This is a genomic window from Micromonospora zamorensis, from assembly GCF_900090275.1.
Classification (GTDB): Bacteria; Actinomycetota; Actinomycetes; order Mycobacteriales; family Micromonosporaceae; genus Micromonospora; species Micromonospora zamorensis.
In genome coordinates this window covers 4,364,596-4,386,914 of record NZ_LT607755.1, presented here as the reverse complement: position 1 = coordinate 4,386,914, position 22,319 = coordinate 4,364,596, and the positions used below count along the sequence as shown (strand labels likewise).

Annotated in this window: 14 protein-coding genes; 11 read left to right on the top strand and 3 right to left on the bottom strand. The window is 72.9% G+C overall.

Annotation, left to right across the window (positions count from 1 at the left end):
* Nucleotides 1-198: 198 nt before the first annotated feature.
* Genes trpC through trpA form a run of 3 tightly spaced genes read left to right on the top strand, consistent with a single transcriptional unit; the run spans nucleotide 199 to nucleotide 3,081 of the window.
* A complete protein-coding gene (gene trpC, locus GA0070619_RS19185; protein WP_172862221.1) occupies nucleotides 199-1,002 on the top strand; it encodes an indole-3-glycerol phosphate synthase TrpC in 804 nt (267 codons plus the stop codon).
* A 35-nt stretch (nucleotides 1,003-1,037) separates the two neighbouring features.
* Nucleotides 1,038-2,276 (top strand): tryptophan synthase subunit beta, encoded by a 1,239-nt coding sequence (trpB, locus tag GA0070619_RS19180; protein ID WP_088949335.1) that lies wholly within the window; start codon nucleotides 1,038-1,040, stop codon nucleotides 2,274-2,276.
* A 1-nt stretch (nucleotide 2,277) separates the two neighbouring features.
* Entirely contained in the window at nucleotides 2,278-3,081 is an 804-nt protein-coding gene (trpA, locus tag GA0070619_RS19175) for a tryptophan synthase subunit alpha (protein WP_088949334.1), read from the top strand.
* A gap of 110 nt (nucleotides 3,082-3,191) precedes the next feature.
* Here the strand turns inward: trpA and GA0070619_RS19170 are convergent, their stop codons facing one another.
* A complete protein-coding gene (locus tag GA0070619_RS19170; protein WP_088949333.1) occupies nucleotides 3,192-3,770 on the bottom strand; it encodes an NUDIX hydrolase in 579 nt (192 codons plus the stop codon).
* A gap of 102 nt (nucleotides 3,771-3,872) precedes the next feature.
* Between GA0070619_RS19170 and lgt the strand changes: the two genes are divergently transcribed.
* A complete protein-coding gene (gene lgt, locus GA0070619_RS19165; protein ID WP_088949332.1) occupies nucleotides 3,873-5,075 on the top strand; it encodes a prolipoprotein diacylglyceryl transferase in 1,203 nt (400 codons plus the stop codon).
* A gap of 15 nt (nucleotides 5,076-5,090) precedes the next feature.
* Entirely contained in the window at nucleotides 5,091-6,278 is a 1,188-nt protein-coding gene (locus GA0070619_RS19160) for an FAD-dependent oxidoreductase (RefSeq protein WP_088949331.1), read from the top strand.
* A 10-nt stretch (nucleotides 6,279-6,288) separates the two neighbouring features.
* On the opposite strand, the gene GA0070619_RS19155 is transcribed toward GA0070619_RS19160, so the two are convergent.
* The gene (locus tag GA0070619_RS19155) at nucleotides 6,289-7,134 is read right to left on the bottom strand and encodes a GNAT family N-acetyltransferase (RefSeq protein ID WP_088949330.1); all 846 of its coding nucleotides are present in this window, start codon (nucleotides 7,132-7,134) and stop codon (nucleotides 6,289-6,291) included.
* Between the two features lie 203 nt (nucleotides 7,135-7,337).
* Here GA0070619_RS19155 and gltB point away from each other — a divergent pair, with 203 nt between their 5' ends.
* The 3 genes from gltB (at nucleotide 7,338) to GA0070619_RS19140 (ending at nucleotide 14,187) form a co-directional block, all read left to right on the top strand.
* Nucleotides 7,338-11,984 (top strand): glutamate synthase large subunit, encoded by a 4,647-nt coding sequence (gltB, locus tag GA0070619_RS19150; RefSeq protein WP_088951907.1) that lies wholly within the window; start codon nucleotides 7,338-7,340, stop codon nucleotides 11,982-11,984.
* Entirely contained in the window at nucleotides 11,977-13,512 is a 1,536-nt protein-coding gene (locus GA0070619_RS19145; RefSeq protein WP_088949329.1) for a glutamate synthase subunit beta, read from the top strand. Before gltB ends, GA0070619_RS19145 begins: the two co-directional genes overlap by 8 nt.
* Before the next feature lie 180 nt (nucleotides 13,513-13,692).
* Nucleotides 13,693-14,187 (top strand): hypothetical protein, encoded by a 495-nt coding sequence (locus tag GA0070619_RS19140; protein ID WP_088949328.1) that lies wholly within the window; start codon nucleotides 13,693-13,695, stop codon nucleotides 14,185-14,187.
* Between the two features lie 146 nt (nucleotides 14,188-14,333).
* Here the strand turns inward: GA0070619_RS19140 and GA0070619_RS19135 are convergent, their stop codons facing one another.
* Nucleotides 14,334-15,884 (bottom strand): M1 family metallopeptidase, encoded by a 1,551-nt coding sequence (locus tag GA0070619_RS19135; protein ID WP_414855608.1) that lies wholly within the window; start codon nucleotides 15,882-15,884, stop codon nucleotides 14,334-14,336.
* Between the two features lie 183 nt (nucleotides 15,885-16,067).
* Between GA0070619_RS19135 and GA0070619_RS19130 the strand changes: the two genes are divergently transcribed.
* From GA0070619_RS19130 to GA0070619_RS19120, 3 genes are all read left to right on the top strand, one after another.
* Nucleotides 16,068-16,865, top strand: a complete 798-nt coding sequence (locus GA0070619_RS19130) for an SGNH/GDSL hydrolase family protein (RefSeq protein WP_088949327.1) — start codon at nucleotides 16,068-16,070, stop codon at nucleotides 16,863-16,865.
* A gap of 127 nt (nucleotides 16,866-16,992) precedes the next feature.
* Nucleotides 16,993-19,689 (top strand): type 1 periplasmic-binding domain-containing protein, encoded by a 2,697-nt coding sequence (locus GA0070619_RS19125; protein ID WP_231927104.1) that lies wholly within the window; start codon nucleotides 16,993-16,995, stop codon nucleotides 19,687-19,689.
* A 98-nt stretch (nucleotides 19,690-19,787) separates the two neighbouring features.
* On the top strand, nucleotides 19,788-22,319 hold the full coding sequence (locus tag GA0070619_RS19120) for an FtsK/SpoIIIE domain-containing protein (protein ID WP_088949326.1): 2,532 nt from the start codon (nucleotides 19,788-19,790) through the stop codon (nucleotides 22,317-22,319).

Below are 22,319 nucleotides of genomic sequence, written 5' to 3'. Positions count from 1 at the left end.
GCTGCGTGACACACCGTTCACGGCAAGTCGGCCATTATGCCGCAGCCCTTTTCGTGAGCAGCGCCATACCCCCGGCGTCCGGCGTAGGTCGGCTGCCCCTAGCATCGGCCCATGACGCCCGGAGAGGGGAGTCCGTTGGTGACTGCTGAGCATGCGCACGCGGAGGGGGACGACGCCGGTCAGGCAGCGTCCGTAAGCGTGCTCGACGAGATTCTGGCTGGCGTACGTGAGGACGTCGCCCGACGCCAGGAGCAGGTTCCGCTCGAGCGGATCCGTGAACTGGCAGCGGCTGCGCCGCCGCCGCTGGACGCGTACGCGGCGCTGCGCAAGCCCGGCGTCGCCGTGATCGCCGAGGTGAAGCGTTCCTCGCCGTCCAAGGGCCGGCTGGCCGAGATCGCCGATCCGGCCGACCTCGCCGTCGACTACGCGGCCGGTGGGGCTCGGGCGATCAGCGTGCTGACCGAGGGTCGCTGGTTCGGTGGTTCACTGGACGACCTGGCGGCCGTCCGGGCCGCGGTCACGGTTCCGGTGCTTCGTAAGGACTTCGTGGTCTCCAGTTACCAGGTGCACGAGGCGCGCGCGCACGGCGCCGACCTGGTTCTGCTGATCGTCGCCGCGCTCGAACAGAACGTGCTGATGGGTCTGCTGGAGCGCATCGAGTCGCTGGGCATGACCGCGCTGGTCGAGGTGCACGACGAGGAAGAGGCCGACCGCGCTCTGGAGGCCGGCGCGCAGGTGATCGGGGTCAACGCCCGTGACCTGCGTACCCTGGAGGTCGACCGGTCCGTGTTCGAGCGGATCGCGCCCGGCCTGCCCAGCAGTGTCGTCAAGATCGCCGAGTCCGGCGTCCGTGGCCCGCACGACCTGATCCGGTACGCCTCGGCGGGCGCCGACGCGGTGCTCGTGGGCGAGGGCCTGGTCACCCAGAAGAGCCCCCGCGAGGCCGTCGCCGAACTGGTCAACGCGGGCAACCACCCGGCAACGCCCAGGCCGGTGCGCTGACCTCGCACCGGACGCCCCACCGAGAGGATTTTCCGATGAGCGCCGACGCGCTGGCCCCGGTGGCCGGCTCGCAGCCCGACTCCGCCGGCCACTTCGGCCGCTTCGGCGGTCGGTTCGTTCCCGAGGCCCTGGTGGCCGCGCTGGACGAGCTCGACGGGGCGTGGCGCACGGCGACGGCGGACGAGTCCTTCCGGGCCGAGTTCGCCGCGTTGCTGCGTGACTATGCCGGCACCCCGTCGCTGCTCTACGAGGCCCGGCGGTTCTCCGCGAAACTCGGCGCACGGGTGCTGCTCAAGCGGGAGGACCTCAACCACACCGGCGCGCACAAGGTGCGCAACGTGCTCGGCCAGGCGCTGCTCACCAAGCGGATGGGCAAGACCCGGGTGATCGCCGAGACCGGTGCCGGGCAGCACGGCGTGGCCACCGCGACCGCCGCCGCCCTGTTCGACCTCGAGTGCGTGGTCTACATGGGCGAGGTCGACACCGAGCGGCAGGCCCTCAACGTGGCCCGGATGCGGATGCTCGGCGCCACCGTCGTCCCGGTCACGAACGGCTCGCGCACGCTCAAGGACGCGATGAACGAGGCGATGCGCGACTGGGTGGCCAACGTCGACGAGACGCACTACCTGATCGGCACCGCCGCCGGCCCGCACCCGTTCCCGGCGATGGTCCGCGACTTCGTCCGGGGCATCGGCGACGAGGCCCGCCAGCAGTGCCTCGACCTCACCGGCGCGCTGCCGGACGCGGTCACCGCCTGCGTCGGTGGCGGGTCCAACGCGTTGGGCATCTTCCACGCCTTCGTCGGCGACACGGACGTGCGGCTGTACGGCTTCGAGGCCGGCGGTGACGGCGTGACCACCAGCCGGCACGCGGCCAGCATCACCGGCGGGTCGGCCGGCGTGCTGCACGGTGCCCGCACCTACGTGTTGCAGGACGCCGACGGGCAGACGCTGGAGTCGCACTCGATCTCCGCCGGCCTGGACTACCCGGGCGTCGGGCCCGAGCACGCCTGGTTGCACGACACCGGCCGGGCGACCTACCTGCCGGTCACCGACGACGAGGCGATGGCCGCGTTCGAGCTGCTCTGCCGCACCGAGGGGATCATCCCGGCGATCGAGAGCGCGCACGCGCTCGCCGGCACCCTCACGCTGGCCCCGAAGCTCGCCGCCGAGCTGGGCCGCGAGCCCACCATCGTGGTGAACCTCTCCGGGCGGGGCGACAAGGACGTGCACACCGCCGGTGACTACTTCGGCATCCTCGACAAGGAGCGGTGAGATGAGCCGGATCGGGGTGGCCTTCGACAAGGCCCGCGCCGACGGGCGGGCACTGCTGGTCGGCTGCATGCCGGCTGGTTTCCCGACCGTCGAGGGCAGCATCGCCGCGATGACCGCCATGGTCGAGGCCGGCGTCGACGTCATCGAGGTGGAGATCCCCTACTCCGACCCGGTGATGGACGGGCCGGTGATCCAGAAGGCCAGTGACATCGCCCTGGCCGGTGGCGTACGCACCGCGGACACCATGCGCATCATCGAGGCGGTGGCGGCCACCGGCGCTCCGGTGGTCACCATGACCTACTGGAACCCGGTCGAGCGGTACGGCGTGGACGTGTTCGCCCGTGATCTCGCCTCCGCCGGCGGCACCGGGCTGATCACCCCCGACCTCATTCCCGACGAGGCCGACGAGTGGCTGGCCGCCTCGGACGCGCACGGGCTGGACCGCACGTTCCTGGTGTCGCCGTCGTCCACCGATGCCCGGCTGGCGATGACGGTGGAGCACTGCCGCGGTTTCGTCTACGCGACAGCGGTGATGGGGGTGACCGGTGCCCGGGCGAGCACGTCCGACGCCGCGCCGACGCTGGTCTCCCGGGTCCGGGCGGTCACCGACCTGCCGGTCGGTGTCGGTCTGGGCGTGGGCACCGGTGTGCAGGCCGGCACCGTCGCCGGGTACGCCGACGGGGTGATCGTCGGCAGTGCCCTGGTCCGGTGCGTGCTCGACGCGCCCAGCGAGGCGGAGGGGCTGGCCGCCCTGCGTACCCTCAGTGCCGAACTCGCAGAAGGCGTCCGCAACCCCACCCGCTGACGGCGCGGCGGGCCTGTCTGTCTCAGGCGTGCGATGCCGGTGAGTCATCCTGATGACTCACCGGCATCACGCTCGAACGGGTGCTGCCCGTCCGGTCGGCGTCGGGCCGCTCAGTCGTGTCGGCGCGGTCCGGGGCGAAGTGGGGCGTCCGCCGCCGTCTCACCACGTTGTTCCGGCGGCTGCGCCACGACCCCGTGCCCGTCAGGCCCGTTCACCGGCTCTCCAATGGGCTCGGGCGGTGCCCACGAAGCGTCGCGGAGCACGCCGGAGCGGCCGGCGCGAGCATCGGTGACGGCGGCGTGGGTGAGCGGCGTGACCGACTCGGGCAGCGCGTCGGGGGAGTGCCAGGACAACCGGCAGCCCGGCGGCGGGTCGGCGGCGGGTCGGACCCTGGCGGCGCGGGCCCGGAACACGTGCACGAGGACGTCCGGCAGTGGCCCGGCGCGCCCGGGGGACGTCCGCCAGGTGGGGCCGGTCAGGTGGTAGACGCCGACCAGGTCGACCAGCTCGATCTCCCAGCCGGTCTCCGCGCGGATGTCCCGCAGGGCCGCCTGCACCGGGCTCTCGGCCGGGCGTAGCCGCCCGCCGGGCAGCGCGTATCGGCGCTCCCCCCGGCCCTGCCGGCAGAGCAGCACCCGGCCGGTGTCGTCACTGACGACCGCGGCGACCGCCCAGGTGAGCGCGCTCATGGACAAAGAGCGTACGGGGGTGCAAACCAGAAGTCACCGGGATGCGCACTCCAGCGGCCCGGGGTGCCGCTGCGGGGGTGTGCAGCGGTAGCGTGTGCACCCGTGACCCTCGCCTCGCTGTCCCCCCAGGCGGCCCTGCCCAGCCCCAGCACCGCGGTCTGGCAGCTCGGACCGGTGCCGATCCGGGCCTACGCGCTCTGCATCATCGCCGGCATCGTGCTGGCCTGCTGGGTGACGGAGCGCCGGCTGCGGCAGCGCGGCGTCGCGCCCGGTGCCGTGCTCGACATCGCCGTCTGGGCGGTGCCGGCGGGCATCATCGGCGCCCGCATCTACCACGTGATCACCTCACCGGAGAAATACTTCGGCGCCGGTGGTGAGCCGATGAAGGCATTCGCCATCTGGGAGGGCGGTCTCGGCATCTGGGGCGCCGTCGCCGGTGGCGCGCTCGGCGCCTTCATCGCGGCCCGACAGCTCGGCATCCCGTTCGGGGTGGTGGCCGACGCGTTGGCACCCGGGCTGCCGCTGGCCCAGGCGGTCGGCCGGCTCGGCAACTGGTTCAACAACGAGCTGTTCGGTGGCCGGACCACCCTGCCGTGGGGTCTGGAGATCCACCGGATGGACCCGGACAATCCGGGGCACGCGCTGCGCGACGATGCCGGGCAGCCGATCCTCGAACCGGGCCTCTACCAGCCGACCTTCCTCTATGAGGCGCTGTGGAACCTCGGCGTGGTCGCGTTGGTCCTCCTCCTCGACCGCCGGCTCAAGCTGGGCCGGGGCCGGGCGTTCGCGCTCTACGTGATGGGCTACACCGCCGGCCGCTTCTGGATCGAGCTGATGCGCACCGACGAGGCCAACCAGATCCTCGGCGTACGGCTCAACGTCTGGACCGCCGCGCTGGTCTTCCTCGGCGGGTTGATCTACTTCGTCCGGGTGCGCGGCCCCCAGGAATTCCTGATCCCGATCGGCGCGGCGGCGACGCCGACCACGCCCCCCACGTCCGACCTGTCCCAGGTGGACCTCTCCGAGCGGGAGACCCCAGCGCAGGCCGCCGCCCCGGAGGGCTACCGGGTGGTCAGCGAGGAGCAGTACGCCGCCTGGCAGGACACCGGCGTCGTGCCGCCCGAGCCGACCGCCGACGAGGACGTCCGGCCCGGTGGCGCCGAGCCGCTGGGTGACGAGTCGCGTGTCGATGAGGCAACCGTCGACAGCCCGTCGACCGACGAGGACCCGGCGGACGACCCGTCGGCCACCCGTACCGACCGGGCCGACGCCACTGGCGCACGGCCCGCCGACCGGGACAGCTGAGCGGGGGCGGCACCGATGCGAAGCGCGGTGGTGGTCGGCGCAGGGGTCGGTGGCCTCGCGGTGGCCGGCGCGCTGGCCCGCTCCGGCTGGCAGGTGACCCTGCTGGAGCGCGCCGAACGGGTCCGTCCCGAGCCGACCGCCGTGGTGCTCTGGCCCAACGGCGTCCGCGCGCTGCAGGCCCTCGGTCTCGGCGCGGGCCTGGCTGCCATCGCCACGCCGCTGCCCGACGGTGGGGTCCGTCGCCCCGACGGGCACTGGCTCGTGCAGCCCCGACCCATTCCCGCCGACCGGATGCCGGTGGTGGTGCACCGCGAGGACCTGCACGACGCGCTGATCGCCGGCCTCGGCGAGCGGGTCGAGCTGCGGACCGGTGTGACGGTGCGCCATGTCCGGGTCGAGCCCGGTGAGCGGCCGGCGGTCAGCGACGGACGGCAGACCATCGAGGTCGACCTGGTGGTCGCCGCCGACGGCACGGACAGCGGCATCCGCCGCCAACTCGCCCCCGAATCCCGGGTGGTCAGCTCGGGCTGCGCCGCCTGGCGGGCCGTCATTCCCTGGTACCAGGCCCCTCGGCTACCCGACGACCAGCCACTCGCCGGCGAGATCCTGGGCGCCGGCTACCGGTTCGTGGCCGCGTCGCTGGGCGAGCGCGGCTCGTCCGGCGGGTCCACCCGGGGCGGCATCTACTGGGTGGCCACCGCCGCCGGCGCACCTCGCCCGGAACCACCGGAGACCCAGCTCGCCCTGTTGCGCCGCTGGTACGCGGGCTGGCCCGACCCGATCGGGGCACTGCTCGACGCCACCGACCCGGCCGACCTGGTCCAGCAGGAGGTCCGCGAGCTGCGACCGCTGCCCCGCGCGTACGGCTTTCCGTGCGGGCCGGGCGGCGTCGTGCTGCTCGGCGACGCGGCGCATGCCATGCCGCCGCACCTCGGGCAGGGCGCCTGCCTCGCGTTCGAGGACGCCGCCACCCTGGCCTCTCTGCTGCGGGAAGCCCGGCTGCCCGACGCCGTTCAGGCGTACGACCGGATTCGCCGCCCGCGGGCCGCGACAGTGGTCCGGCAGACCCGACGGATGTCGGCGGTGCTCCAGGCTCGGGGCCGGTTGGCGTTGCGAGCCCGGGACGCCGCACTGGGCACGATCAACTCGCGACTGCTCTCCAGCGCCGCTGCCTCCGCGGCCCAGTGGCGCCCCCCAACCTGACCCACCCCGGTCAGGAGATCAGGGCGACCGGTTCGGCGATGCAGGCGGTGCCGATGCGGCGGAAGCCGACCCGCAGGTAGACCCGGGCGATCTCGTCGCTGCCAGCGGAGAGGAAGACCAGGTCGGTGCCGGCGGCGACGAGCTCCCGGGCCAGGGTTGCGGTGAGCGCGGCGCCCAGCCCGCGTCGGCGGGCGGCGGGCAGGGTGGCCACCCCGGCGATCTCGGCGACGTCGCCGACGCGCATGGCCATGCCGCTGGCCAGCGCACCGTCGGTGGGCGTGCCGGCCAGCGCGGAAATCCGTCGACCGTCGGCGATCCGGGAACGCTCCTCGTCGAGCGCGGCCAGTTCGAGTTCGGTGACGGCGGCGTCCCGCTCGGCCGGGCCGGCCTCGCCGGGCGCGGTGCCGGCGGCGGCGAACGACACCGCTGCCACCGCACGCCGTGCGGCGACATCGGCGGCGAAACCGGGGGAGTCGGCGGCCAGCACCCGCACCGCCACGTCGGACAGCGTCGCCGGGTCGGGCAGCGCGGCCGGGTCGAGCACCATCAGCGGCGCCTCCAGCACGTGCAGCCCCGCCGAGCGGGCCACCGCCAGCAGCTCGGGGCTCGTCTCGTGCACCCACTCGAAGGCTTCCGGCAGGCCCAGCTTCCGCTGCCGCTCGCGGACCGAGGTCACGTCGGCCAGCGACGGCGGCTGGGTGGCGTCGATCCGGGGGCGGGCGTAGAACGGCCAGCCGGCGCCATCGCGGACGAACAGCACCAACCCGCCGTGCTCCTCCGCACCGGCGACGTCGCGGGGCACCGCGTCGTAGAAGCGTTCCAACCGGTCGAAGACGTCCTTGTGTAGCTGATCCACCGCGCGAGACTACACGTCCCAGCCTGTGGACGGTGTGATCAATCTCAGGTGGCCCTGCGACCCCGGCCCTAACGTAGACTCAATAGACCCCGGGCCGACGTCGTCCCCACCATGATCCAACCTGAGTGACGACAGGAGGCCCGGTGGCTCAGCCGTACGCGGACAAGATTCAGCCGTATCCGCACAGCCCGCAGGCGTCCCCGATGCCCGGCTCCCGCCCGCCCGCGCAGGGCCTCTACGACCCGGCGCAGGAGCACGATGCCTGCGGGGTGGCCTTCGTGGCGGACCTGCACGGCCGGCGTTCGCACGCGGTCGTCGCCAACGGGCTCGGTGCCCTCTGTCGACTGGACCATCGCGGCGCTCGCGGTGCCGAGCCGAACACCGGCGACGGCGCCGGCATCATGATCCAGGTCCCCGACACCTTCCTGCGCGCGGTGGCCGACGTCGCGCTTCCCCCGGCGGGCGAGTACGCCACCGGGCTGGTCTTCCTCCCCGACGACGACGCCGCCGAGGCGCGTGCCCGGCGGGTGATCGAAAAATACGCACTGGTCGAGGGAGCCGACCTGCTCGGCTGGCGCGACGTGCCAATCGACCCGAGTGAGCTTGGTGAGACGGCCCTGGCGGCGATGCCCCGGGTCCGGCAGCTCTTCCTGGCCGCGCGCCGGCTCACCGACTCGCCAGAGGGGCCGGCCGGTTCGCCGCTGCGCGGCATCGACCTGGACCGGGTGGCGTTCAGCCTGCGCAAACAGGCCGAGCGGGAGACCGCCGAGCGGGGCGTGCCGGCATACTTCCCGTCGCTGTCCAGCCGCACCATGGTCTACAAGGGAATGCTGACGCCCGACCAGTTGCCGGCGTTCTACCCGGACCTGCGCGACGAGCGGATCGACAGCGCGATCGCGCTGGTGCACTCCCGCTTCTCCACGAACACCTTCCCGTCCTGGCCGTTGGCGCACCCGTACCGGTTCATCGCCCACAACGGCGAGATCAACACGATCCGTGGCAACCGCAACTGGATGCAGGCCCGCGAGGCGCTGCTGCGCTCGCCGAACGTGCCGGGCAACATCCGGCGGGTCTTCCCGGTGTGCACGCCCGGCGCCTCCGACTCGGCGAACTTCGACGAGGTCCTGGAGCTGCTGCACCTGGCCGGACGGAGCCTGCCGCACGCGGTGCTCATGATGATCCCCGAGGCGTGGGAGAACGACCCCGGCATGGAGCCGGCCAAGCGGGCCTTCTACCGCTTCCACGCGAGCCTGATGGAGCCGTGGGACGGTCCCGCGTCGGTGGCCTTCACCGACGGCGAGATCGTCGGCGCGGTCCTGGACCGCAACGGGTTGCGCCCGGGGCGCTGGTGGCAGACCGACGACGGGCTCGTGGTGCTCGGTTCCGAGGCGGGCGTGCTCGACCTCGACCCGGCCCACGTGGTCGCGAAGGGGCGACTCCAGCCGGGCAAGATGTTCCTGGTCGACACCGTCGCGGGTCGCATCGTGCACGACGAGGAGATCAAGTCCGAGCTGGCCGCCGCCCAGCCGTACGGCGAGTGGCTGCACGCCGGGCTGATCGAGCTGGGCGACCTGCCGGCCCGCGAGCACACCGTCTACACCCACGACTCGGTGCGCCGCCGGCAGCAGACCTTCGGTTACACGGAGGAGGAGCTGAAGATCCTGCTCGGGCCGATGGCCCGCACCGGCGCCGAGCCGCTCGGTTCGATGGGTACGGACACCCCGATCTCGCCGTTGTCGACCCGGCCGCGGCTGCTCTACGACTACTTCCACCAGCTCTTCGCCCAGGTCACCAACCCGCCACTGGACGCCATCCGCGAGGAGCTGGTGACCAGTCTGGCGTCGACGATCGGGCCGGAGGGCAACCTGCTCGACCCGGGCGCGGCGAGCTGCCGCCAGATCGTGCTGCCGCACCCGATCATCGACAACGACGAGCTGGCGAAGATCCTCTCCATCGACGAGGACGGCGACCTGCCCGGCTTCAAGGCGGTCCGGGTGTCCGGGCTGTACCGCATCCGGGAGGGCGCGGCCGGGATCAAGGCACGGCTGACCGAGATCTGCCGGCACGTCTCCGAGGCCATCGAGGACGGCGTCCGCATCCTGGTGCTCTCCGACCGGGACTCGAACGCCGACCTCGCGCCGATCCCGTCGCTGCTGCTCACCGCCGCCGTGCACCAGCACCTGGTGCGGGAGCAGACCCGCACCCAGGCGGCGCTGATCGTGGAGTCCGGCGACTGCCGGGAGGTGCACCACGCGGCGGTCCTGATCGGCTACGGCGCCGCGGCGGTCAACCCGTACCTGGCGTTCGAGTCCGTCGAGGACATGATCGCCACCGGCGCCCTGGCCGGCGTCGAGCCGGCAGCCGCGGTCCGCAACTACGCCAAGGCGCTCGGCAAGGGCGTCCTGAAGATCATGTCGAAGATGGGCATCTCGACGGTCTCCTCGTACTGCGGGGCGCAGGTCTTCGAGGCGGTCGGCCTGGACACCCGGCTGGTCGAGCGCTACTTCCGGGGCACCCCCAGCCGGATCGGCGGGGTGAACCTCGCGGGCGTGCACGCCGAGGTGGCCGCCCGCCACGCGCTGGCCTGGCCCCCGGCGGGTTCCGCCGCCTCCGACCGGTTGGAGGTCGGTGGCGAATACCAGTGGCGCCGCGAGGGTGAGCTGCACCTGTTCAACCCGGAGACGGTCTTCCTGTTGCAGCACGCCACCCGCAGCCGGCAGTACGACGTCTTCCGGGAGTACACCGCGAAGGTCGACGCGCTCGCCGCGCAGGCCGGGTCGCTGCGTGGACTGTTCACCCTGCGCACCGGGCTCCGCCCGGCGGTGCCGATCGACGAGGTCGAGCCGGCCAGCGAGATCGTCAAGCGGTTCGCCACCGGCGCCATGTCGTACGGGTCGATCTCCGCGGAGGCGCACGAGACGCTCGCCATCGCGATGAACCGTCTCGGCGGCAAGTCCAACACCGGTGAGGGCGGCGAGGACGTCGATCGCCTGCACGACCCGGCCCGCCGTTCGGCGGTCAAGCAGATCGCCAGCGGCCGGTTCGGTGTGACCAGCGAATATCTGGTCAACGCGGACGACCTCCAGATCAAGATGGCCCAGGGCGCCAAGCCGGGCGAGGGCGGTCAACTGCCCGGCAACAAGGTCTGGCCGTGGATCGCCCGTACCCGGCACGCGACTCCGGGCGTCGGTCTGATCTCCCCGCCGCCGCACCACGACATCTACTCCATCGAGGACCTCGCCCAACTCGTGCACGACCTGAAGTGCGTCAACCCGACCGCGCGGGTGCACGTCAAGCTGGTCAGCGAGGTCGGCGTCGGCACCGTCGCCGCCGGGGTGGCGAAGCTCAAGGCCGACGTCATCCTCATCTCCGGCCACGACGGGGGCACTGGCGCCTCCCCGATGAACTCGCTCAAGCACGCGGGCACCCCGTGGGAGCTGGGCCTTGCCGAGGCCCAACAGACGCTGCTGCTCAACAAGCTGCGCGACCGGGTCACCGTGCAGGTCGACGGTCAGCTCAAGACCGGCCGCGACGTGCTGATCGCGGCGCTGCTCGGCGCGGAGGAGTTCGGCTTCGCGACCGCGCCGCTGATCGTCGCCGGTTGCGTGATGATGCGGGTCTGCCACCTGGACACCTGCCCCGTCGGCATCGCCACGCAGAACCCGGTGCTGCGCGAGCGCTTCACCGGCACCCCGGAGTTCGTGGAGAACTTCTTCCTCTTCCTCGCCGAGGAGGTCCGGGGATACCTGGCCGAGCTGGGTTTCCGATCCATCGAGGAGGCGATCGGGCAGTCCGAGCTGCTCGACGTGGCCCCGGCGCTGACGCACTGGAAGGCGCACGGGTTGGACCTGGCGCCCGTCCTGCACCTGCCGGAGCTGCCCGCCGGCGCGGCCCGACGGGGGATACGCGCACAGGACCACGGCCTGGAGCTCTCCCTGGACAACGAGCTGATCGCGCTCGCGCAGCCCGCCCTGTCCGCGGGTGCGCCGGTACGGGTCGAGGTGGCGGTCCGCAACGAGCACCGCAGCGTCGGCGCGATGCTCGGCGGTGAGGTGACGCGCCGCTTCGGCGGTGCCGGCCTTCCGGACGACACCATCGAGTTCGTGCTGCACGGCACGGCCGGGCAGTCGTTCGGCGCGTTCCTGCCGCGCGGGGTGACCCTGCGGCTGCACGGCGACGCCAACGACTACGTGGCCAAGGGCCTCTCCGGTGGGCGGATCATCGTCCGTCCGGACGCCGTGGCGCCGTTCCTCGACCCGGACGCCGAGCCGGGGCAGCGGGCCGAGGATCAGATCATCGCCGGCAACACCATCCTGTACGGGGCCACGGCGGGTGAGGTCTTCCTGCGTGGCCGGGTGGGGGAGCGGTTCGCGGTGCGCAACTCCGGTGCGGTCGCCGTGGTCGAGGGGGTTGGCGACCACGGCTGCGAGTACATGACCGGCGGCACTGTCGTGGTGCTCGGCGCGACCGGCCGTAACTTCGCGGCCGGCATGTCCGGCGGCACGGCGTTCGTGCACCACCTGGACCGCGCACGGGTCAACACGGAGCTGGTCGACCTGGCGCAACTGGGCGAGCAGGAGCAGTCGTTGCTGCACGAGCTGGTCCAGCGGCATGTGGCCGAGACCGGGTCGGCGGTCGCCGAGGAGCTGCTCAAGCGCTGGCCGGAGGCGGTGGCCGAGTTCACCGCCGTGGTGCCCCGCGACTACCGCCGGGTGCTGGAGATCATGAAGGCCGCCGAAGCCGCCGGCCGCAACGTCGACGACGCGGTGATGAGCGCGCTCAGCGCGCCGTCCGCCGCGCCGGTGCCGCCCGCCCCGCGGGTGGCTGCCCAGGAGGTGGCTCGTGCCTGACCCGAACGGTTTCCTGCGCTACGACCGGCGACTGCCGGCCCGCCGCCCGGTGCCGGTGCGGATCAGCGACTGGCGCGAGGTCTACCCACCGGCCGGCGAGGAACTGGTCCGCGAGCAGGCCACCCGATGCATGGACTGCGGCATCCCGTTCTGCCACGACGGCTGCCCGCTGGGCAACCGCATCCCGGACTGGAACGACCTGGTGCGGACCGGCAACTGGGACGCCGCAGTCGAGTCGCTGCACGCCACCAACAACTTCCCGGAGTTCACCGGCCGGCTCTGCCCGGCGCCCTGCGAGGCGGCCTGCGTCCTCGGTATCTCCGGCGGCCAGCCGGTGACCATCAAGCAGGTCGAGGTGGAGATCGCCGACGCCGCCGCGGCACGCGGGTTCACCCCTCGCGCGGTGCCGGCGCCGTCCGGTCGGTCGGTCGCCGTCGTCGGCTCCGGGCCCGCCGGCCTCGCCGCCGCCCAGCAACTGGCCCGCGCCGGTCACGCGGTGACGGTGTACGAGCGTGACGACGCGATCGGTGGCCTGCTCCGGTACGGCATCCCCGACTTCAAGCTGGAGAAGCGGCACATCGATGCCCGCCTGGCCCAGCTCGTCGCCGAGGGGGTGCGCTTCCGCACCGGCGTGAACGTCGGGGTGGACGTCACCGCCGAGCAGTTGCGCGCCGAACACGACGCGGTGCTGCTTGCCTGCGGCGCGTTGCAGGGGCGGGACACTCCGGAGACCCCGGGGCGGGCGCTTCGGGGCGTACACCAGGCGATGGCGCACCTGGTCGCGGCGAATCGCGCGGTCGCCACCGCGGCCACCGACCAGCCTGGCGTCGCGGCCACGGGTGAGGCCCGGCCGGCGCGTGCGCTGCTGCCGGACGGCAGCCCGATCGACGCGGCCGGCAAGCACGTGGTGATCATCGGTGGTGGTGACACCGCGGCTGACTGCCTCGGCGTCGCGCACCGGCAGGGCGCCGCGGGCGTGCACCAGCTCGACCTGTACCCGCAGCCGCCCCAGGAGCGCGACGAGGCACGGGACCCGTGGCCGACGTGGCCGTGGATCCTGCGCAGCTACCCGGCGCACGAGGAGGGTGGCGAGCGGGTCTTCGCCGTTGCGGTGCAGGAGTTCGTGGACGACGGCACCGGACAGGTGCGGGCGGTGCGGATCGCTGAGGTGACAGTGGAGAAGCGCGACGGTCGACGGGTCGTGACCGTGGTGCCGGGTTCCGAGCGGGAGCTGCTGGCAGATCTGGTGCTGTTGGCGATCGGCTTCGAGGGCACCGAGCAGCAGCCGTTGCTGGCCCAGTTCGGTGTGACCCGTAATCCCCGGGGCGCGGTCGACGCCCGCGACGACTGGCAGACCGACGCCGACGGGGTGTTCGTGGCCGGTGACATGCACCGGGGTGCCTCGCTGATCGTCTGGGCCATCGCCGAGGGGCGTGCGGCGGCTGCCGCCATCCACGAGCACCTCGGTGGTGTCGGTGCGTTGCCGGCCCCGGTCGGCCCGGCCGCGCAGGCTCTCGCCGCTCGCTGAGTTGTGGGCGTCCGGTCGGTGGGGCAGGTCTGCTGCCGCACCGGCCGGACATTCCCGCTGGTGAAGACGCTCGCGGAGTTGGCCACGGCCGGGCGGGTGGCGCGTCGCTGAGACAGCGGTCACCCCCGGTGCCCCGCGCACGGGACAGGACGAAATGAAGATCATCGTTACGCTGCGATCATGGACATCGAGGAGCGGCTACGACGGACCCGTCGGTGGCTGTGGATCGTGCTGATCGGGCTCTTCCTGAGCGGTGCCACCGCATTTCCGCTGGAGATCGAGGTGCGCTGGCTGCTGCGCGCACTGGACCCGCTCTCCGACCAACTGCCCGCCCTGGTCGCCTGGATCGAGCGGGTGCACACCGGCCTCGTGACGGCCGGTGAGGACTACCCGTTCCTGCTCTACGGCACCGACTGGCTGGCGTTCGCCCATCTGGTGCTGGCGGTGGCTTTCTGGGGGCCGCTGCGGGACCCGGTGCGCAACGTGTGGGTGGTGCAGGTCGGCATGATCGCCTGCGCGGGAATCGTGCCGCTGGCGCTGATCTGCGGGCCGGTCCGGGACATCCCCTGGTTCTGGACGCTCATCGACCTGTCCTTCGCGGTTGGGGCGTTCCCTCCGCTCTGGTTCGCCTACCGGCACATCCGTGCCGTGGAAGCGAGCACGGCCCGCCCCTGACGCCGTCGATCATGGAGTTGTGGTGCCGGAAGAACCACCCGTTTCGGGCCGAAGTTGGCACCACAACTCCATGATCGACAAAAGTCGGCGGGCGTGCCGCGAGCGCCCGCGCTCACGTGCGGGCGCTCGCGGTCCACACCGGATGCCTAGTGCGACAGCAGGTGGTGCGACTCGCGGATCTTGGCCCAGGACTTCGGCTCCGTCGGTGGGGCCGCCTTGCGTGCGGCGGTGGCCACGTCGGGCCGGCCGGCGGTGAACAGCCAGGTGGTGAACACCTCGTCCAGGTCCAGCCCGGAGATCCGTTCCGCCAGTGCCTGGAACTGCTCGATGGTGCCGTTGCCGTACCGGTGCTCGCTGGTCCAGGCCGGCAGGATCTCGAAGAACGCGTCGTCGCCGACGGCCAGCCGCAACTGGTGCAACGTCATCGCGCCGCGGTCGTAGACGGCGTTGTCGAAGACCCGGGCGGCACCAGGGTCACCGGGCAGCACCTGCCAGAACTCGTCGTCAGCCGGGTAGCTGGCGTAGGTGAAGTCGAACACCTCCTGCGCGGTGCCCTCACCCTGCTCCTCCGACCAGAGCCACTCGGCGTACGAGGCGAAGCCCTCGTTGAGCCAGATGTTGCGCCACTCGGCCACCGAGACCGAGTCACCGAACCACTGGTGGGCGTTCTCGTGCGCCACCACGTACGTGTTGGCGCCGCGCCGCCAGAAGCCCGGCCCGTACACCGGTCGGGTCTGAGTCTCCAGTGCGAAGCCGATGCCGTCGATCGGCCCGGCCACGCCGCCCTGCGCCTCGAACGGGTACGGCCCGAAGATCCCGCTCTCCCAGTCGACGATCTCGGCGGTCCGCTCGATGCTGGCCCTCGCGGCCGGCCCGAGCGCGCCCAGCGAGGTGCTGTACGCGTTGACCACCGGCTGGCCGCCCGGCGTGGTGTCGGTGACGATGTCGTACTGGCCGATGGCCATGAAGGCCAGGTAGGTGGCGGTGGGTGAGGTGGTCCGCCAGATCCACCGGGTGCGGTTGCCGGCCTCGGCCACCGGTGGTCTCGGCTGCACGCCGTTGCTGATCACCTCGACGCCGGTGGGCACCGACACCGAGATGTCGAAGGTGGCCTTGTCCAGGGGGTGGTCGTTGCTCGGGAACCACCACCAGGCCGACTCGGGCTCGTTGACGGCGAGGGCGCCGTCGTCGGTGCGCGTCCAGCCGGTGTAGCCGCCGACCAGGGTTTCCGACGGGATGCCGTTGTAGCGCACCACGATGGTGAGCTGCTGGCCCCGGGTCACCGTGCGGGCCGGGGTGACCACCAGCTCGTGTGCGCCCGCGGTGCTGGTGGTCGCCGCCCAACCGTTGACCCGCACCGACTCGACGTCGAGCAGGAAGTCGAGATTGAACGCCGACAGGTCCTGGGTGGCGGTGGCGAGGATGGTGGTGGTGCCGGTGAGCAGGTCGGTGGCCGGGTCGTAGCGCAGCCGGACGTCGTAGTGCTCGACGTCGTAGCCGCCGTTGCCGTAGTCGGGGAAGTAGGTGTCGCCCAGGCCGGCCGCGCCGGGTTGCGGCGCGGCCGTGACGATCGGCCGACCCCAGCCCGTCGGGGCGGCCTGGCCGGGGGTGCCGGCGAGCATGGTGCCGGCGGTGGTGAGGGTCAGGGCGGCGGTGGCCGCCGTGAGTGCTCGTCGCACGAGGTGGACTCCCTCCATCGGGTGTTCGCCACGCCAACCTAATCGACAGAAGTGAACGTCGCAGACCCGCCGCGCGGCGTCGTCCACCTATTCCATTGATGGACATGTTTCGATAGCATTACCGGCTAGTAACAAAAGACCCAACCTGGCCACGCGCGCGGTCGCAGGATCCCACCACCCCCTGTTCTGTGGAGGTCCGTCATGCCCCACCGTCCACTCGCCCGCGCCCTGGCCGCACTGGTCGCCCTCTGCGCCGCCGCCCTCGGCGCCGTGCTCGTTCCCGGCACCGCGCAGGCCGCCGCCGTCAACTACGTCGCGCTCGGCGACTCGTACTCCTCCGGCGTCGGCGCCGGCCCGTACGACTCGTCCGGCTGCCTGCGCAGCCAGAAGTCGTACGCCCCGCTCTGGGCGGCCGCCCACGGCGTGACCAGCTTCAACTTCCGGGCCTGTGGCGGTGCGGTCACCGCCGACGTGCTCAACGACCAGGTCAGCGCGCTCAGCGCCAGCACCACCCTGGTCACCATCACCATCGGCGGCAACGACGCCGGCTTCGTCAACGTCATCACCAGTTGCCGGTTCGGCAGCACCTCGTCCTGCACCAACGCCGTCAACACCGCGAAGACCTTCGCCACCACGACCCTGCCCGCCCGGCTGGACGCCACCTACACCGCCATCCGCAACCGGGCACCCAACGCCCGGCTGATCGTCCTCGGCTACCCGCGGCTGTTCGAGACGACCTCCTGCGGATGGTTGGCGATGAGCACCTACAAGCGCACCATCCTCAACGAGGCCGCCGACGTGCTCGCCTCGGTCACGGCTGGCCGGGCCAGCGCGGCCGGCGCCACCTTCGCCGACACCCGACGCACCTTCGCCGGGCACGGCGTCTGCGCCGGCGACCCGTGGATCAACGACATCTCCGGGATCATCGAGGCGTACCACCCGGACGCCGACGGCTACCGCTACGGATACCTGCCCGCGCTGAACGCTGTCACCGGCTAGAGCGAAACGGCACCGCACCGCCAGAACCCATCGGCCGGCGGCCGAGCGTCCCCTGTGGGCACTCGGCCGTCGGCCGGCCACGCGTCTGTACCCGATGCGTCACACTGAGTGGAATCGGAGGTGACGCGTGCGACGGTCCGAGGTGCCCAAGCAGGAGTTGATCGGCCAGCGGCAGGCGGCCACCGGGCGCGACCGGCTGCCGGCTGGCGGGCTGGAGTTCTTCGCGCTGCTCGCACGGCTGCTGCGGCGACCCCGTCGCGGCGACCGTCGGCTGCCGCTGCTCTGGCTGGTCCGCTCCGACACGGCGGATCTGATGGTGCCGCTGCGCCGCTTCCTCGGTCAGGGCGCCCGGCGGCGGGTGCCGCACGCCGTGTTGGACGCCGACGCGCCACCGGGCGCCGGGGACGTCCCGGCGCTGCTGCGCGAACTGCACCGGCAGCTCTCCCTGGAGGCGTTCGGCGCCGCCCGGCTGCGCTTCCGGCACTACCCGCTCGCCGACTGGCTGATGCACCAGAGCCTCAGCTTCGGCATCGACGCCGACGACAGCCGCGCGGCTCTGGTCCGACGGTTGCGCGACCGCCGGGGCCCGCGTACGCCCGAGGCGTTGCCCACCGGCGGTGACGCGGTCAGCATCGTCTCGCAGGTGCTGCTGTGGGTGGTCCGCCGCGCCGTGCCGGGGGTGGTCTTCCGGGCCGCCGTCTCCGGCCGGGTGCCGGTGCTCGGGCGGCACTACAACTGGTTCATGCGCCAGCAGTACCTGGCGCCCCGGCAGTCGGTCACCTTCCTCGGCTTCGCCGAACGCCTCACCGCCGGGTGGCGCGACGGCGAGCAACCCGACCAGGTCAACAAGCTGCTGCTGCACGCGTTCCTGGAGGACCTGCGGCAGGCGTACCGGCGTCGGCCGTGGCGCCCGTCGGACTGGCGGCGCACCGCGTACCCGGCGCTGCTGATCGATCACGTCGCCCCCGGCAACGTCGGTGGCGAACTGGTCCGCCTGATCGGCGACGTCCGCACCGAGACGGGCCGCAACGACCCGCTGCTCATCGTGGTGTCCGGCGGGCAACCACCGCCGGAACTTCCCGAGCCGCACCCGCTGACCGAGGCCGACGAGGCGTACGACGAGTGGGCCGAGGCGCTGCCGGAGATGCGGCGGCTGCGCCGCCCGGCCGCCTGGCTGGTGGCGTTGCGCCCCGACGACTCCGACACCGGCCCGCCGTCGCGTGGCGGCATGCGACCGTTCTCCGCGCCCGACCCGCCCTGGTGGTCGCGGCGCTTCCTGCCGGCGGCGCTGTGCCTGGTGCTGGTGGCGGCGCTCGGTGTGTGGGCGGGCAGCCGGTGGGCGCCAGGGTGTCACCCGTCGCTGACCGGCGGTCGGGTCTCGGTCGAGGTGGTCGCCAGCGGCGAGTGTGTCGGCTACAGCGACAGCGCCGCGCAGGTGTTCAACAACGACCCCGGTCAGGAGGGTCTGCGAAAGATCCAGGAGCGCATCTTCGCGCAGAACCGCGCCGCCGAGGAGGTCTGGCAGCGCAGCGACCGGCGTCGGCCCTTCCTGACCCTGGTCTACCTGGGCACCCTGACCGGCAACCGGACCCGCGCCGACGAGGAGTCCTACGTCTCCGAGCGCGAGGAGCTCGAAGGCATGGCCACCGCCCAGTACGCGTTGCTGAAGGAGTCGGCGGGCGCCGACGGCGCCGCGCTGCTGCGGATCGTGGTGGCCAACGGTGGCCGGCAGATGATCTACGCCGACCGGGCCGTGTCGATGCTGGCCGAGCTGGCCTCGGACGACCCCACTGTGGTCGGGGTCGTCGGGCTGGTGGAGAGCCGGACGAGCACCGCCCGAGCGCTGCGCGAGCTGAACAAGGTGGGGCTGCCGGTGCTGGCACCCACGCTCTCCGCCGACCGGATGGACGCCAACTCCCGCCTCTACCTGCAGATCTCCGCGCCCAACACCGATCAGGTGGAGATGGTCGACGCGTACGCCCAACAGGTGCTGAAGGTCGACGAGGCGCACGTCTACTACACGACGTTGGAGGGCAGCTCGCTCACCGAGGACCTCTACGTGGGCACCCTCGTCGACGGGCTGCGGCAGCGGTTCGGCGCCCGGATGACGCGCCTCGACGAGTGGCGCACCGGTGAGCGGCTGACCGACGAGTGCGGCTACCCCGGCCTGCTCTTCTACGCGGGCCGCTGGACGGAGTTCGACGGTTTCCTGCGGGCGCTGCGCGAGTGCGGCGGCAACCCGCCCCGGCACCTCGTCGCCGACGATTCGGTCAACCGCTACATGGCCAACCCCGGGCTGCGCGCCGCGGCCCCCGGCAACCTGCCGGTCACGTACGTCTCCAAGGCCTCCCTGGCCACCTGCGCCGCGCTGCGGGTCGCCGAGGAGCGCCGCGACGATGCCCGGGCCAGTTTCCTGTCCTGGATCCAGGCCGACGATCTGCTGGACCCGCCGCGCTGCCGGCCGGACTCCGGGCACCAGGTCGGCGAGCGGGTCAGCCTCGCCTACGACGCGGCGATGATGATGATCCGGGCGGTGGAGAGCCTCGCCGCCCGGCTGCACCACGCCGACCCTCGACAACGGTGGGAGCCGACGTCGGTCAACCCGGTCGCCGTGCACGCGGAGGTGCTCCGGCAGAACGCCGGCCAGGGCTACCGGGGGGTTGCCGGGCTGATCCGGTTCACGCCCGAGTCGGGCGAGCCGGTCGACAAACGGCTGGCCCTGCTGCGGGTGGAGCAGGTGCCGCAGGTGGCGACGGCGCCGGTGGAGGTGTTCCGTTGTGGGCTGGCCGACGCGCCCGACCCCGTGCCGTGCGGTCCTGCCTGACGGGTCCGGCGTGACACGTCCTCGCAGGACTGTCCGGGTGCCACCGCTGTCCGTTAGGGTTCCTGGGACCAGGCGGCCGTCGGCGTTGGGGGCAGAGGGTGGGCAGGCTCGCGTCGGCGTACGGGCAGGCGATCAACTCCCACCGGGCGGCCCGAGCGCACCTCGACGCCGCCCGGAACGCGCTCGGCGCCGCACCGGCTGCCGTCGCCCCGGTCGGCGTCGACGCGCTGGTGACCCGCCTCGCCCGCCTCGGCGGCGCCCTGGCCACCCCCGCTCCGGGCGCCACGCCCTTGACCGACGAGCCGGCGGCGGTCCGGATCGGCGAGGCGTCCATCTCGGATGGTGGCTTCCCGGTGCTGGTTCCCCTCGGCGGTGGGCACCACCTCGCCCTGGACACCGACGCCCGCGACCCGCGGGTCGCCGGGCTGCTGCGGGCACTGGTGCTGCGGCTGGTCGCCACCGCACCGCCCGGTCAGGTCCGGGTCGCCGGCATCGACACCGCGGCGCTCGGCGCCACGTTCGGCCCGTTGCGTCCCCTGCTCGACGCGGGGGTGCTCGACCCGCCGGCCACCAGCGAGGCCGAGGTGGCCGCGCTGCTCGATGCCGCCGAGCAGCATGCCCGCGCCGCCCAGCACGGTCAGCCCGCCGGCCGGCACCTCCTGGTGGTGGTCGCCACCGCCGCGCCACCGCCGCGCGAGATGGCCCGGCTCGCCGCGCTCACCCACGCCGGCCCGGCCGCCGCCGTCTGCGTGCTGCTCACCGGTCACCCGTCCCGGGTGCCCGGCGAAACCGCGCCGCCGCTGGGTGGCACCACCGCGATCCGGCTCCACCAGGGGTACGCGCAGGTCGGCGACCCGCCCGGCATCCCGTTCAGTGCCGACGGCAGCGGGCTCGCCGCACCCGTGGTGCTCGACGGTGACCCGCCGGCCGCCTCGGTACGCGCGCTCGCCGAGCACCTCGGCGCCGCCACCCGCCGCGCCGACGCGCTGCCCTTCACCGACCTGCTGCCGGAGCGGCGCTGGGCCGAGTCGGCCGGCAACGGTCTGCGGACGGTGATCGGCCGGGCCGGCACCGCACCCCTGACGCTCGCCTTCGACGACGCCACCCCGCACTGGCTGGTCGGGGGGCGCACCGGCGCGGGCAAGACCGTCTTCCTCCTCGACGTCCTCTACGGGCTGGCCGCCCGCTACTCCCCGGCGGAGTTGCAGCTCTACCTGCTCGACTTCAAGGAGGGCGTGAGCTTCACCGAGTTCGTGCCCACCGGTCGGGACCCGTCCTGGCTGCCGCACGCCCGTGCCGTCGGCATCGAATCCGACCGTGAGTACGGCCTCGCCGTCCTGCGGGAGCTGCGCCGGGAGGCGCAACGCCGGGCCGGCGCGCTGAAGCGCCACGGCGTCACGAAGCTCGCCGACCTGCCACGGGACAGCCCGCTGCCCCGCATCGTGGCGGTCATCGACGAGTTCCACGTGCTGCTCGCCGGCAACGACGCGCTGGCCCGCGAATCCGTGGACCTGCTGGAGGAGCTGGCCCGCAAGGGCCGCTCGTACGGCATCCACCTGGTGCTGGCGAGCCAGAGCATGACCGGCATCGAGGCCCTCTACGGGCGGGCCGAGGCGATCTTCGGCCAGTTCGCGTTGCGGGTGGCGCTGCCCGGCGGCGGCGGGGTGCTCGATCAGCTCAACGACGCCGCCGCGGCCCTGCCGGTCGGCTCCGCCGTGGTCAACACCGCCGCCGGCGCGGTCGGCGCCGACACCGTGCTGCGCTTCCCCGACGCGCACGCCGCCGCCGCGGACCTCGCCGCGTTGCGCCACGAGCTGTGGCAGGCCCGCCCGCCGGGCTCGCGGGCACCGGCGGTCTTCAAGGGGTACGAGGCCGCGCGGGTCGAGGATGACCCCACCTTCGCCGGGTTGCGCCCCGGTGGTCGGCGCCCGATGGCCCTGGTCGGCCGGACCGTCGACGTGCACGGCACCACCGCCCTCTTCCTGATGGACACCACGCCCGGCCGGCACCTCGCCGTGGTGGGCACCGCACCGACCGGCGCGGACGTGCTGCGCGCCGCGACGCTGAGCCTGGCCCGCCAGCACACCCCCGGCGACGCCCGGTTCCAGTTGGCCTCCCTCGTCACCGTCGCCGACCCGGTCGCCGACGACACCGAAGCGGTCCTGCGCGCCGCCGGCCACCCGGTGCACCGCCTCGACGCCGCCGGGCTGCGCGACCGGGTCACCACGTTGGCCGCCGAGCCCACCGGCCGCGAATACCTGGTGGTCTTCGGCATGGACGCCGCCGCGCCGGTGTTCGGGGCGACCGACCCGGGCACGTTCCGCTCCGGCCTGGACGACCTGCGCACACTGCTGCGCCAAGGCCCCGGGCAGGGGGTGCACCTGCTCGGTTGGTGGCGAGGGCTGCGCCGGCTCGCCGACGACCTCGGCGGCACCCAGAACCGCGACGACGTCGCCTGTCTGGTCGCCCTCAACGTGCCCGGGGCCGAGCTGGCCCTGCACCTCGGGACGCACGACCTGACCTACACGCCCCGCGCCGACCGGGCGCTGCTGATCGACCGGCACGACCAGCGCACCCGGCTGATCGTCCCGTTCGTCGGCGACGGGCACGACCCGGACGGGGAGCGGTGA